The sequence below is a fragment of the Bacteroides sp. 51 genome (assembly GCF_010500965.1).
Classification (GTDB): Bacteria; Bacteroidota; Bacteroidia; order Bacteroidales; family Bacteroidaceae; genus Bacteroides.
In genome coordinates, this window is the sequence record NZ_QVMI01000002.1 from 293,761 (window position 1) to 308,783 (window position 15,023).

Below are 15,023 nucleotides of genomic sequence, written 5' to 3' on the forward strand. Positions count from 1 at the left end.
ATACCCATGAAGAAAAACATTCTCTTACTCTTATTTTGCCTCTTTTCGTCGCTGGCAATGCAGAGCAAATCAACCTCAAACCCGCAGGAGAGTTTACGCCTGTGGTACAATGAACCCGCCAAAGGATGGATGACATCGGCTTTGCCGGTGGGCAACGGCCGCTTGGGCGCCATGATATTCGGAGGCGTAGAACAGGAACATATACAGTTCAATGATAAAACCTTATGGGAGGGAAGCACCTCGCAGAGAGGTTCGTACCGCAACTTCGGCGACATCTACATCAATTTCGATAATCAGGATGAGGCCACCGACTACGTGCGCGACCTTAACATTAACGATGCCCTGGCCTCCGTCAGATACCGCTCGGCAGGGGTTACCTATACCCGCGAATACTTTGCCAGCTTCCCCGACGATGCTATTGTTATGCATTTCACCGCCAATAAAAAAGGAAAGCTCAGCTTCAATATGAAGTTAGACGATGCCAACGGTGGAAAGGTAATGGTGAGCGGTCAAACCATCTCTGCGTCCGGCAAGTTGAGCCTGTTATCCTACGCGGCTGATATTACCGTTTGCAACGATGGCGGGCAGGTGTCAAACAACGGATCGGAAATACGGGTCGACAACGCCAATTCGGCTACCATTATACTCACCGCCGGTACGGATTACGACCCTCGGACTCCCACCTACCTGACTTCGAAAGACTGGAAACAAAACCTCCAAACCGCGAAGCAAAAGGCTACATCGAAATCGTATAAACAATTAAAAGAGGCGCACACCAGTGACTATCGTTCGCTGTTCGGTCGCGTGGCGTTGACTGTCGGCAATGCGAAACCCGCCATGCCAACGAATGAACTGTTGAAACGTTACGCCGAAGGGGAGTACCATTCGTATCTGGATGTACTGTTCTTCCAGTACGGCCGCTACCTTACGATTTCTTCTTCGCGCAGCGGACTGGACTTGCCTTCCAATCTGCAAGGGGTATGGAACAACAGCAACAATCCGCCCTGGGAGTCGGACATCCACTCCAATATCAACATTCAAATGAACTATTGGCCAACCGAAGTTACCAATCTGGCAGAGTGCCACATGCCGTTCATCAACTATATATATAATGAGGCGTTGGTGCACAAGTCCTGGACCGATATGGCCGCGCAGCTCGATTGCCGCGGTTGGGTAATGAAAACACAGAACAACATCTTTGGCTATTCGGACTTCATGTGGAACCGTCCGGCCAATGGGTGGTACTGCATGCACATCTGGGATAAGTATCTGTTCAATCCCGATCCGGTGTATCTGCAACAAGTGGCCTATCCGGTCATGAAGGCCGCCTGCGAGTTCTGGGTAGACCGGTTGATTGTAGATGATGACGGCATGCTGGTGGCGCCTAACGAATGGTCGCCCGAGCACGGGCCGAGTGAGACGGGCATTGCTTATGCGCAACAAATCATAGCCGACTTGTTCGTTAATACCATCCAGGCCGGCAAGATCCTGGGAACCGACACGGCATTCGTAAACCTGCTTGAGCAAAAGTACCATCGCCTGGACAAGGGGCTGAGGGTAGGAGACTGGGGGCAACTCCGCGAGTGGAAATACACGAACGACGATCCCAACAGTAATCACCGGCATGTATCGCACCTTATGGCCCTCTACCCGGGCAAGGCTATTTCTCCATTCCTCAACGCTGCCCATGCCGATGCGGCACGGAAGAGTCTCGATGCCCGCGGTGATAGCGGCACAGGATGGAGCCGGGTGTGGAAGATTGCTTTCTGGGCACGGTTGCTCGATGGAAATCGCGCGCACAAACTGCTTAAACATGCCTTGAACCTGACGGATGACACGGGAATGGATTATGCCGAAAAGGGTGGGGTGTACGAAAACCTGTTCGATGCGCATCCGCCGTTTCAGATAGATGGAAACCTCGGTGCCACAGCATGCATCTCGGAGATGTTGCTGCAAAGTCATCTGGGAGAGTTGCACCTGTTGCCCGCCATTCCCGATGTATGGGAGCAGGGGCAAGCCAGAGGATTCAAAGCAAGAGGCGGTTACGAAGTGAGTATGCAATGGAAAGACCATGCGCTGCTTACAGCCGATATCAAAGCCAGCCGGGCAGGGGTGTGCACCATACGGACAAGCAATCCGGTGAAAGTATCGGGTAGGGATACCACTTCTCAACCCGATGGAAACGGGTATTATACGCTTATGTTGAATATGGAACCGGGTCAGACGCACAGGCTTTTGGCTGTTGTGAAGTAATAGCATTGTAACGCCGGGCAACAACCATATAATCTTATAGCTTGTTTGTCCGAGTTATTATTCTACTTTCTCAATACTGAAAACACCCGGGTCTTTCGGGTCAAAACACCCGGGTGTTCCAACCTAAAACACCCGGGTGTTTTAACTGGAAAGACCCGGGTGTTTTCAAACTCATGCTACTTGCAATTGAACGGAATAGTGTTTTCTTACTTTCCCTGTGCCACTTCTATTCTATTTCTGTGCCTCTTCCATATCCTGCGCCATGGTATTCAGTATAGACCGGCGGTAATTTTCGGGCGAGAGGTTCATTAGTTTCTTGAAGATTCTGGAAAAGTAATACGGATCATCGTACCCCATCAGGTAAGCAATTTGCTTAATACTGTAGTTCGTAGAACACAACAGCCGGCAAGCCTCCTGCATTCTGATATAAATAAAGTAATCTATAGGCGGCATCCCCGTAGCCGTCCGGAAGAGTTTCGAGAAATAAGATTCCGATAGGTTGTGCAGAGCCGCCATTTCGCGCACGGTAACCTTTTTCTTGAGGTTTTGCCTCATATAGTCAATGGTTTGATTAATTGTGTTTTCCTCATCGCCCGCATCATCCGCCTGGTTGTAGTGCTCGGGATAAATAAACGTAGCCATAAAGTAGTACAAACAAAGGCTGGCATTGCGTATGTTGGGCAAACCGGGTCCGCGGCTTAAACTATCGAACATTTTATTCCAGACAAAGATGCCCTCTGCGTTATACGGAATATATACCGGACGTTTGTCCACCCCAATCCGGTACTTATCATTAAACGCCGGAAGTCCCTTGCCGGTGAAGTGCAACCAGTATATCGTCCACGGATCATCCTGGTCGGCCCAGTACGACAACGCTTTGGTAGTGAACGGAATGATAATGAACTGATTCGTATTTACCTGATACTTCACTCCGTCATACATATAGTAACCTTTTCCTTGTACGCAATAAATCAGAATGTTATCTTCGCAACCGTATTTTCTTCTCCGGTAATGGTTATAAGCTTTAGGATAATACCCTATATGATTGATGTATATATTCTCTTCTGTCAGATTCTTTAATACTTTAGCCGGTAGGCTGATGCGTTTTTCGCCCTGGAATCCGGTTCTTCTTTTACTCGGTTTTTTCATTGTGCACTGCTATAAGAGGAATTATGAATGGGTGTGGAAGTAACTATAAACGTTTCGCCGATAAAGATAGAATAATCCATCATATTATCTATATAATCCATTTATATAATATCCCTACCCCTGTACATTTGCAGAAACTTTGCTCAGAAAAATTAATCTATTATCATGAAAAGAATCCTCTCCATTCAGTTTGCATTACTGATATTTGCCAGTTCGGTTTTGGGTATGACCCCGGTTAACAACGCCTCCCGTCACCCGATTGTATATGAAAAACCCGCTATCGACTTCTTCGAAGGAGCAGTTTTAGGCAATGGCGCCCTGGGAGTAGTGGTTACCACCCGTCCCGATGCCATTTGCTTTCACTTCGGGCATAATAATGTGTGGGATATCCGGGTGGCCGAAAATCATAAAGAAGAAATAGGAACCTTCGATGAGATCTTTGCCAAAGCGAAAGCCATGCCCAATACACTAGGCTCAATTTACGAAGACCCTTTCTTTAATCAATACCTTAACCTGACAGGTAGCAATTACCGGAAACCCTACCCCCGGCCTTTTCCCTGCGGAACGGTGGTATTGGGAATTGACCCCAGGCAAGTCGAAGTGCTGGGACATAAAATCTTCATCGACAACGCGCTGTGTGAGGTTTACCTCCTCAACAACGGACAAAAACACATGCTCCAAATCTTTGTCAGCAGCCATACAAACGACCTCTGGTTCCGACTCGTTGACGAAAACCAGCAGCTACAACCATCCTGCTTCAACCGTCTGCGTATTATGCCCGACAGCCATACACCCGCGGATATCCCCCCGTATACCACTATCAATCGTTTTGCCGACGGAGTTATGGGATTCTCGCAAACGCTTCCCTACCTCGAACCCGATCAATACGACATGGACAAAGGGCACCCGAAAGACAAAATGTTCCGCCTCGAAGTTAAACTCAACGCCCCGTTGACGGATGGAGTAAGACACTCCAATCATGGCGCCCAATACCCTTTGCGCACGCTGGAAAGGCACATCCGGCAAGATCAAACCCCGTTCCTGGGAACTGTATCCTTGTTCGAAGGTCTGGCGGAAAGCGTCAGAGAGGAAAAAACAAGATTCCCCGAAACCCTAACACCACAAACCTATAACGCCGCAAAAGCAGTTACCGACAAAGCCTGGAAGAACTACTGGGACCGCTCGGCGGTGGATTTAGCCGACCATTACCTCGAAGAAATCTGGTATCACAACCTTTACTTCTTCAACGCATCAGTAAAAGAAGGCATAACCTGTCCCGGCATATTTGCTAACTGGTCGTTGGGCAATATCGGAACCGCATGGCATGGCGACTATCACCTCAATTACAACACCCAGCAACCCTTCTGGGTTACATTCGCCAGCAACCATCTCGACAAGAACCTGCCCTACGTTGATTTGGTAGAACACATGTTGCCCGTAAGCCGCAAGTGGGCAAAGGAATACTACAACATGCGCGGTGCCTTCTTCCCACACTCGGCTTATCCGGTCGACATGTCGCTACATCCCTATCCCGTTCCCGACTGGGGTTGGGAGGTTTTCGAAACACCTTGGGTAGTTCAAGGCTTATGGTGGCACTATAAATACTCGATGGATAAAGCGTTTCTTGCCGATCGCGCTTTCATCCCGATAAAGGATGCCGTACTCTTTCTGGTTGACTATATGAAACGTCTCGATGCACACGGCCCGCAATGGAAAGACAATAAATACCACATATTCCCTTCCGTACCACCCGAATTATATGGTCTGCAACCCGGATTCAAGTACAACTACGACACCCAAATAGATATTGCACTCACTAAGTTTATCTTTAAGGCATACCTCGAAGCCGTTGATGTACTTGGATACAAGAAAGCCGAGGCCGAACTGACGAAAGCCGTCCGGCAGATACTTCCCAACCTGCCCGAATACTCTACCGCCAAGTCCGAACAATACGGCGAAATCTACACCTCCGTTCCCGGCGAGCACGATAAAATAGTCTATAACGTTCCCGCCAACCTCACCCACGTTTTCCCGGGCGAAGAATTCGGGATAGATGCTCCGGAAGAGATTTACCATAAACTGGTCAATACATACAGAGCGCATCAAAACGAAGGTGGGAACGACATTGTGTTCAGGCATCTGCAAGCCGCCCGGTTAGGCATACTCGATCTGGAGAGATTTAAGCGTTACGTAAACTACGCCACTCTGCCCAACCACACCGTAACAGATATGGTTCTGCAAACCGGTGGGCGGTATGACGATCAGACGGACTTTGCATATATGGCTCCTATGGGCATCTGGTTCGAAAACTTTGCCCTGCCTGCCGTTATCAACGAGTGCCTGATGCAAAGCTATACGGGCGTCATTCATTTATTCCCGAACTGGGATAGAAAGAACGATGCGGCTTTTTCCACCCTCCGGGCAATGGGCGCTTTCCTGATAAGTAGTGAAATGTCGGCGGGAGAAATAACGTACGTCGACATACTCAGCGAGAAGGGCGGCGAGTGCAAAGTGAAGAATCCGTGGAAAGGCGGAACCGTATCTTTGATAAGAGATCAAGAGAAAAAAGAAACACTACAAGGAGACATACTCTGTATTAAAACAACACCCAACGAAAAGATAAGAGTCCAAAGGCTAAATGAATAAGCCGTAAATTACGATAAATCCGTCCTAATAGCCCTTAAAAGGCTATTTTGCCAGAAACGTAGCATTTTTTGCCCATTTCATCCATCGTTTCAACGAGTCAAATCCATACTTTTGACTTGCTGGAAAGGAGACGGCTGTCTTCTTCCGCAAAGAAGAAATACACCTTAATTCTAATTTGTATCTTAACTAAATGTACAATGAAAAACATGACCCCACCTCCTACGTAAGGTAAAACCTACGGTCTTTCAAACGAATCTGATAGACATTTGCACGCGTTTTATTTATCACTTTTTTCTATTTATAAATATGAAGAATACAATTAATCTACAAACCATCCGATCATTTCTGATTTTGATGATCCTACTGTTTTGTACCTCGCTGTATGCACAGCAAACGCAAACGGTGAAAGGAGTCGTCGTCGACGAGCTAAATGGGCCTATAGCAGGAGTCACCATCGTTGTTAAGAACTCTACAAAAGGCGTAATTACCGACCTCGACGGAAATTACACCATGTCTGTGCTTCCTAACGACATACTGGTGTTTTCGTTTATAGGTATGGAAACACTGGAAGTACCCGTGAACGGGAAAACAGTACTCAACGTGACTATGGGCGAGAAAGTCAACGCTTTCGACGAAGTAACCGTAGTGGCTTTTGCCAAGCAAAAGAAAGAAAGCGTCATCGGGTCCATCTCGACCATTAAACCGGCCGAGCTTAAAACTCCCGTAAGTAACCTTACGAATGCGTTGGGCGGTAGAATGTCGGGGATCATCTCTTACCAACAGAGTGGTGAACCGGGAAAAGACAACGCAAAGTTCTTCGTCCGCGGCGTTACCACATTCGGTTATAAACAAGACCCGTTGATATTGATTGATAACGTCGAGCTGTCATCCGACGACCTTGCCCGGTTGAACGTAGACGATATCGAACAGTTCTCGATCATGAAAGACGCTACCTCAACCGCACTATATGGCGCCCGTGGTGCGAATGGTGTGATCTTCGTAACCACCAAACAAGGACGCGAAGGAAAAGCCAAAGTCTCTTTGCGGGCCGAAGGATCATTCTCCGAGCCTAACAAAATGGTCGACGTGGCCGACCCCATCAAGTATATGGAAATGTACAACGAAGCCAACTACAACGACTTCCATAGAGGAATGTACAACGTCTTCTCGCGCGAGAAGATTGAACGGACAGCTTCGGGGGTCAATCCTTACGCTTATCCGGCAGTGAAATGGCACGATGAGTTGTTCAAAGACAATACCTTCAACCAACGCTACAACTTAAGCATCAGCGGTGGGGGTACAATGGCCCGCTACTATATCGCTGCCAACTTCAATAAAGACGACGGTATACTAAAGAACGATAAACTGAACAACTTCAACTCCAATATCAACCTGAAGAAATACGGCGTGCGGTCTAACATCAACATTGACGTAACCAAAACAACCGAGTTGATACTCCGCATCAACGGAACGTTCGACGACTATACCGGACCTATTGATAGCGGCGACGGACTATTCAATAAAGCCATGCGAACCAGTCCTGTTTTATTCCCCAAAAGCTTCCCGCATCAGGAAGGGCAGTCAAATACCCACATCCTGTTTGGTAACGAAGGTGTTGGAAATTATATAAACCCCTATGCCGACATGGTAAGAGGGTATAAGGAATACAACAGAACGGTGATCTCGGCACAGTTGGAAATGAAACAAAACCTGAAGATGTTGCTCGAAGGATTGAACGCCCGCGTTATGGTGAGCACATCGAGGTATTCATATACCGATTTGAACAGAGCTTACGATCCGTTCTATTATACCGTAGGGCTTTATCTGCCATCACAAAACGACTATGTCCTGCTGCCTATCAATCCGAATGGTGGTAAAGAATATCTGGGATACAATCCGGGAGGCAAAGACATATCAACCACCAACTATATGGAAGGTGCGCTGGACTATGCGAAAGCCATAGGCGACCATAGCCTGAGCGGATTGCTGGTTTTCCAACTATCGGATAGAAAGATATCCAATGCCGATGAATTACAGAAATCTCTGGCATACCGAAACCTCGGATTGTCGGGACGATTCACTTATGCTTACGATTCCCGCTACTTTGCCGAGTTTAACTTCGGGTATAACGGTTCGGAGCGATTTGCAAAGAACGAGCGTTTCGGGTTCTTCCCTTCCATTGGTTTAGGATACATGATATCTAATGAAGCCTTCTGGGAACCTTTGGAGGAAAAGATAAACAAGCTAAAACTAAAGCTCACTTACGGGCTTGTGGGTAACGATGCCATTGGTAGCGATGACGACCGCTTCTTCTACCTTCCCAACCTGAAGATGGACGATGATGGTAAAAGGCAGTACTTCGGAACAGACTTCACGAACGGAATAGACGGTATTACCGTGACCCGGTATGCCAACTCCCTGATCACCTGGGAAAGATCCAAGAAACTGAATGCCGGTATTGAAGTTGGCCTTTTCAACGGAACAATCGATATACAAGCCGACTATTTCAGGGAGAAAAGAGATCGTATCCTACTGGATAGAACACACATCTCTTCTACCATGGGACTGTCCGCCGGTGTAAAAGCCAACCTCGGAGAAGCCACATCACAAGGAGTCGACTTCTCTATTGATGCCAATTATATGGGGCCGAATACATTCTGGGCTGTGGGAAGAGCAAACTTCACCTACGCAACCAGCAAATATGACGTATTCGAAGAACCCGACTATGCCGCACAAGGAACACCCTGGAACAGCCGCATCGGTAAAAACCTGAACCAGAATTACGGATATATAGCCGAGCGTTTGTTTATCGACGAGAATGATATCGCCAACTCTCCCGATCAGAGCGGTTTCGGTGAATACCGTCCGGGAGATATAAAGTATAAGGACATAGATAAAGACGGAAAAATCACCGAGAAGGATAGAGTATACATGGGCTGGCCAACTTCACCCGAGATCACATTCGGATTCGGATTCTCTTTGGGGTATAAAGGTTGGGACCTCAATACTTTCTTCCAGGGAAATGCAAGGGTATCCTTATTCCTCGAACCCAGAAAAATTGCTCCTTTTGTAGACGGATTAACCGATCAGGAGAAAGACTGGGCAGGTCTTCCTAAAGATAAAACCATTGTAACCGGTCTTATAAACGAAATAGCAAACAATCACTGGTCCGAGTCTAATAGAGATTCCTATGCATTCTGGCCAAGACTTTCAACAGGTTTAGTAAACAATAATAATCAGACCAGCAACTGGTGGATGCGCGATGGTTCATTTATCCGACTGAAAACATTGGAAATTGGCTATACCATACCCTCTAAATGGTTAAAGAAACTCCGCGTCGAATCGTGCCGCATCTATGTGAATGGTAACAATTTGCTGACGATGAGCAAATTTAAACTTTGGGACCCGGAACAGGGATCTAACGGATTAAACTATCCACTGCAACGGGTTTACAATGCAGGTGTGAGTCTTAACTTCTAATACGTACAAGACATGAAGATTTATAAAATATTAGCCGTCCTCTTGCTGGCATGCGTGCAAACAGCTTGCGATTTTCTGGACGTAGTGCCTGATAATCTGGCAACATTAGATATTGCTTTCAACAACAAGGCGAGCGCCGAGAAATACCTGGCGACTTGCTACTCTTACGTCCCTACTTATGGCGGACAATACGAGAATCCCGGACTGGCTGCGGGTACTGAAACGTGGTATTACTCGGCTCACGATCCAACAGGCGGATGGTCTAACAGATGGACACACTACATTGCCCGCGGATTTCAGAATACCCAATCACCATTGGCCAACTACTGGGATGGAGACAACGGTGGAAAAGGACTTTTCAAGGCACTCAGAGATTGTAATATCTTTCTTGAATATGTAGAAGACCGGTCCAGGGTATCGGGACTTTCCGAACGCGAACGACTCCGGTGGTTGGCAGAGGTCAAAACCCTGAAAGCATTCTATCATTATTACTTGCTCAGACTATACGGACCTATTCCTATCATTGACGAGAACCTGCCTGTAACCGCAACGCCGGAAGAGGTAAAAGTAAAAAGAGAGAAGGTAGACGACGTAGTGAAATACATTGTCGACCTGTTGGACGAGGCAGTGAACGACCTTCCGCCGCGTATTACGCTCAACATTGTAGAGGATGGACGGTTAACCCAGGCAGCTGCACTAGGTATTAAAGCCGAAACATTGCTATTGGCAGCCAGTCCGTTGTTCAATGGAAATGCCGACTATGCCAACTTTGTGAATCAGGATAAAGAACCATTTATCAATCAAACCTACGACAGGAATAAATGGAAACTAGCCGCCGATGCCGCCAAAGCAGCCATTGATAATGCCGAAACGAATGGAGTAAAACTATACAATATCAAAACCGATATAGCTACCGAGCTACCGGACGAACTGTTGTATGGCCTTCACGTCAGAGGAGCGGTAACAGAACGTTTCAATTCCGAACTGGTATGGAGTGTTGGAAAGCAAAATACATACGATTTGCAAAGATGGTCTATGGCACGTCTTAGCCCAACGATGGATAATGTACCTGAAAATATGCTTTACGGAGCAGCCGGGAGTGTATATGCTCCTACGCTAACCACCGTAGAACGTTTCTACTCGAAGAACGGAGTGCCTATCGAAGAAGATAAGGAATGGATTGATAATGGCTGGTATAACAACCGTTATAATACACAAAGCATAACCAGCGCCGACCGTTATAATATGAAAGAAGGAGAACGTACGGCGATATTGAATTTCAATCGTGAACCGCGATTCTACGGATCTATCGGTTTCGACCGCGGAACATGGTTTGGCTCAGGATGGGTATTGCCCGAAAACGACCCTCACTATATTAAAGGAAGAAGCGGAGAACTGGGCGGAATCAGAAAAACCGGAGTACGCTCTATTACAGGATACTATGCCAAGAAAATCAACCATCTTGAAAACGTAGTATCGCGCGACAGAACGCATCTGGAGGAATATCCATTTCCTATTCTGCGTTTGGCCGACCTTTATCTGATGTATGCCGAAGCATTGAATGAAGCAGAAGATGTAGTGAATGAAGATGTATATAAGTACATCAACCTGGTGAGAAACCGTTCCGGCATCCCTGGGGTAAAAGAAGCATGGAAGGATCACTCTATTCATCCGTCCAAGCCTTCAACGGCAGAGGGTATGAGAGAGATCATCCGCCGCGAACGCCTCATCGAACTGGCAATAGAAGGCCATCACTACTTTGATGTCAGAAGATGGAAAACCGCATCTAAAGAATTAAGTCAACCTGTATTGGGTTGGAATATCGAAGGTGAGGATGAAGCTACATATTATCAGATTAGAACGATCTATATTCCTCCCGTTTTCACCAACAAACAGTACTTATGGCCTTTGAAGGAAGAGAGTATCATCAAAAACTCTAACCTGATCCAGACGTATGGATGGTAACTAATTTAGAAATAGATGAATTATGAAGAAGATATATATATTATTCAGCCTACTTTGCACAACTTTATTCTTCATTAGTTGTAGCGAGGAAAACCTGTTGAAGCCTTATGGCCCAAACGACGGCAAAGTACCAGGCGAAGTCCGGATGGACTCATACACCCAGATACCCGGGGGAGCGGAAATCAAGTATATTCCCCCCGCAGATGAAGATCTCATGTATATTAAAGTACGATATACCCTCGATACGGGAATAGAAAGAGAAATCAGGGCATCTGCCTACTCGGATAAGTTTGTTGTGGAAGGTTTTGGTAATGAAGAGGAAAAAACACTTATCATATCGGCCATAGACAGACACGAAAACGAAGGAGAGCCTACCACGGTGAAGTTTAACCCTGGTAAGCCTTCGTACCTGAAAGCGTATGAGTCATTAACAACAGCCGATGCCTTCGGAGGTGTATCCGTATTCTTCGAGAACCCCGACCTGAAACCACTCATCGTAGACATTATGACGCAGGACTATGAAGGAGCATGGGAGTTAGTTCATACCGAATATACGGTTACATCAAAGAAAGACATAGAGTTTGCAGTCAGAGGTTTCGATACCGATCCCAGAGAATTTAAATTTGTAGTAAGAGATAGCTGGGACAATGTATCCGACACACTGAGTAACATCATTACTCCGCTTTTCGAGATTCAGATTCCACTCACCGGTTTCAAGAAGTATGCCCTGCCTGGCGACTTAAGTGTAGACGAATGGGGATTGAGCATGGAACAGCTATGGAGCGGCAACGTTAGCTGGGATTCGTACAACATGTGTCATAGTAACAACTTCGACGATTTCCCTCAATGGTTTACCTTCGATATGGGTGTAAAAGCCAAACTAAGCCGTTACAGATACTGGCAGCGTTTGAATGAAGAGTTGCTTTACAAACATGGAAACATGAGAACATGGGAAATCTGGGGACACCCCGGTACGCCTCCATCTGACGGAAGCTGGGACGGCTGGGTATTGCTGCACGAAAGTGAAAGTATAAAACCATCCGGTTTGCCGGTAGGCTCTATCTCTCAGGAAGATATTGAATACGCTAAGAAAGGCGAAGACTTCGAATTCCCATTAGATGCTCCTGCCGTAAGATACATCAGGTTGAAAGTAACCATGACCTTCTCTAAAGAGAGGTTCATTCACCTTCAACAATTATGGTTCTGGGGTGCTCCCGAAAACTAAAAACACATAAGCTATGAAATACTTATTAATATTAAGCATATTTGTCTCTACATTGGTAGGATGTAGCGGCATACAAGATGACTTTAAGCAATATCTTGATGAAGGGGAAACCATCTACGTAGGAAAATTAGACTCTATCGTGGTTCATCCCGGAAAGAACAGAGTCATGATAGAAGGGCTTATGCCTTACGGAATTACCCAAACCAAATGTGTGTTCACATGGACTACCCCTTCGGGCTTAGCCGAAGTGGAGGAGTTTGATATCGTCAGAAATACGCAGGAAGATAAATTTCAGTTTGTCATCGCTCCATTGGAGGAAGGACAACACGACTTCAAGGTTGTAACCCTCGATGCCAAAGGCAACTCGTCTATTGTAGTTCAGGTAGGTGGATACTCGTATGGGGAAATCTATCAGAGTACACTGGGCAACAGGCAGATACTAAAGATTGAGTCCGACAGTGATAACGATGATGATGCGCGGATCGACTGGCTGCCTATAAACCATGAACAGTTTAACGGATGCGAAATAGAGTATGATAAAATAGATGGTACGAAGGCTAGTCTGACTGTAGGAAAAACAGATGCAACTACCACCTTGCCCGGATATAAACCACAAGGAGTACTAAAATGGCGCTCGCTTTATTTACCCGATGTACTTGCCATAGATGTGTTTACCACAGAATGGGATGAAACAAAACTGCCTTAAGAATAAAAGAGGATGTGTCAAAACGATGCATCCTCTATAAGTAGAATGAACACAAAACCACAGAGACACAGAGAAAGAATAAGAACTCCGTGTCTCTGTGACTCTGTGTTCATTAATTATTTTTTATTGGACTCGCTTATAAAATCATTCTTTTTATGTAAGTTTGCAGAAATCTCAAAGATACAAAACGAGTGATATGGAAGAATATTATTATCTTGATCAGAGCAACGAGCGTAAAGGACCTGTTGCAGTCGACAAACTGCTCTTTTACGGAGTAACCAAGGAAACGCTGGTATGGAAAAACGGAATGGTAAACTGGCAAGCTGCGGGAATGGTACCCGAGCTGGCTTTTCTATTCTCCGATCAAACGATACCACCGGTAGCACCTACGCCTCCTCCAGCACAGAAACCGGCTAAACCACAACCGCCTTTCAAAAAGCCCGATAATAATCTGGTATGGGCAATTCTTACGACAGTATTATGCTGTCTACCCTTTGGTGTTGCTGCCATCGTCTACTCGACTAAGGTAGACAGCGCATGGAATTCGGGTAATTATGACGAGGCACTGGATGCAGCCAGAAAAGCAGCTACATTCAGTTGGATAAGTGCCGGCTGTGGCCTCTTCTTCGGACTCGCATATATTATTATTGTAGTTGTTGCAGGTGTAGGCTCAGCATTATAAGTTGTATAAGAAAACTATAATCATTGCTATAGTTATTATTGTTCTGGGTTTACTCTATCTGGTAAACCCGGAACAATCCGTTTTTGTGCCTAAATGCATGTTTTATACACTTACTGGCTTAGAATGCCCGGCTTGTGGATCTCAGCGGGCTGTACACCAGTTTCTTCACCTTAATATTGCCGAGGGAATCAGGTACAATCCTTTCCTGTTCATATCAATTCCTTACCTGACAGCATTGGTGATAACAAAGTGGTTCGATCCGCGTGGAAAACTTATACGCCTGAAAGCATTCTGCAATAGCAAATGGGCGGCATATACTTATTTTGTATTGTTCATTGTCTGGTGGATAGTGAGGAATCTGATTTGACTTCACCCCTTATCTACAATCGTCTTTCCAAACGGAGTCAGTGCCAGTCCTGCCAGTTTAAAATGCTGTCTTCCAAATGGAATCCCTATAATAGTGATGCAGAGTATCAATCCGAATACCAGGTGCGATACACAGATGGCAAACCCACCAAGGAAAATCCATAATACATTCATAAGGATATTGAGGCAACCACCCGATTGTGGAGTAGTCTGTACCTCCTTGCCAAAAGGCATTAAGGCCAGAAAAGCCATTTTAAATGTTTGGATACCAAAAGGAATACCGATAATGGTGACCATCATCAATAGGCTGGCTACTACGTATTCCAGGAAGGTGAATATGCCTCCAAGTAATAGCCAAAGGATGTTTAGTAGTAAATTCATTGTTTTTAATTTAGAGAAAGTAAATGATTTACTGTAGGGGCGGTTCGTGAACCGCCCAATACACAGGTGTCCATTTTCGGGCGGTTCGCGAACCGCCCCTACAGTATACGTTAAACCTGGCGGCGCACCATCCGCATGGAAACCTGGCCTCGCCGCCGCCCCGCTTCGGG

The 15,023-nt window shown here is 46.1% G+C and carries 10 protein-coding genes; 8 read left to right on the forward strand and 2 right to left on the reverse strand.

The window, feature by feature from the left end; translation table 11 throughout:
- The first annotated feature begins 6 nt into the window (after positions 1 to 6).
- A complete protein-coding gene (locus D0T87_RS03195) occupies positions 7 to 2,253 on the forward strand; it encodes a glycoside hydrolase N-terminal domain-containing protein (protein ID WP_163172748.1) in 2,247 nt (748 codons plus the stop codon).
- Between the two features lie 231 nt (positions 2,254 to 2,484).
- Here D0T87_RS03195 and D0T87_RS03200 read toward each other — a convergent pair whose 3' ends face one another.
- On the reverse strand, positions 2,485 to 3,402 hold the full coding sequence (locus D0T87_RS03200) for an AraC family transcriptional regulator (RefSeq protein ID WP_163172750.1): 918 nt from the start codon (positions 3,400 to 3,402) through the stop codon (positions 2,485 to 2,487).
- 165 nt (positions 3,403 to 3,567) lie between these two features.
- Between D0T87_RS03200 and D0T87_RS24480 the strand changes: the two genes are divergently transcribed.
- From D0T87_RS24480 to D0T87_RS03235, 7 genes are all read left to right on the forward strand, one after another.
- Positions 3,568 to 6,048: a hypothetical protein gene (locus tag D0T87_RS24480; RefSeq protein ID WP_239063443.1), complete on the forward strand. Its 2,481-nt coding sequence runs from the start codon at positions 3,568 to 3,570 to the stop codon at positions 6,046 to 6,048.
- A gap of 306 nt (positions 6,049 to 6,354) precedes the next feature.
- The gene (locus D0T87_RS03210) at positions 6,355 to 9,528 is read left to right on the forward strand and encodes a TonB-dependent receptor (RefSeq protein ID WP_163172752.1); all 3,174 of its coding nucleotides are present in this window, start codon (positions 6,355 to 6,357) and stop codon (positions 9,526 to 9,528) included.
- Positions 9,529 to 9,540: 12 nt separating this feature from the next.
- Positions 9,541 to 11,493: a RagB/SusD family nutrient uptake outer membrane protein gene (locus D0T87_RS03215; RefSeq protein ID WP_163172754.1), complete on the forward strand. Its 1,953-nt coding sequence runs from the start codon at positions 9,541 to 9,543 to the stop codon at positions 11,491 to 11,493.
- A 22-nt stretch (positions 11,494 to 11,515) separates the two neighbouring features.
- Complete coding sequence (locus D0T87_RS03220) at positions 11,516 to 12,718, forward strand: DUF5000 domain-containing lipoprotein (protein ID WP_163172756.1); 1,203 nt, start codon at positions 11,516 to 11,518, stop codon at positions 12,716 to 12,718.
- A 13-nt stretch (positions 12,719 to 12,731) separates the two neighbouring features.
- Complete coding sequence (locus tag D0T87_RS03225; RefSeq protein ID WP_163172758.1) at positions 12,732 to 13,424, forward strand: DUF4998 domain-containing protein; 693 nt, start codon at positions 12,732 to 12,734, stop codon at positions 13,422 to 13,424.
- Positions 13,425 to 13,620: 196 nt separating this feature from the next.
- Positions 13,621 to 14,106 (forward strand): CD225/dispanin family protein, encoded by a 486-nt coding sequence (locus tag D0T87_RS03230; RefSeq protein ID WP_163172760.1) that lies wholly within the window; start codon positions 13,621 to 13,623, stop codon positions 14,104 to 14,106.
- Positions 14,107 to 14,203: 97 nt separating this feature from the next.
- Positions 14,204 to 14,473, forward strand: coding sequence for a DUF2752 domain-containing protein (locus D0T87_RS03235; protein WP_163172762.1), 270 nt, complete (start codon positions 14,204 to 14,206; stop codon positions 14,471 to 14,473).
- 2 nt (positions 14,474 to 14,475) lie between these two features.
- Here D0T87_RS03235 and D0T87_RS03240 read toward each other — a convergent pair whose 3' ends face one another.
- Positions 14,476 to 14,853, reverse strand: coding sequence for a YccF domain-containing protein (locus D0T87_RS03240; protein WP_163172764.1), 378 nt, complete (start codon positions 14,851 to 14,853; stop codon positions 14,476 to 14,478).
- Positions 14,854 to 15,023: the final 170 nt, after the last annotated feature.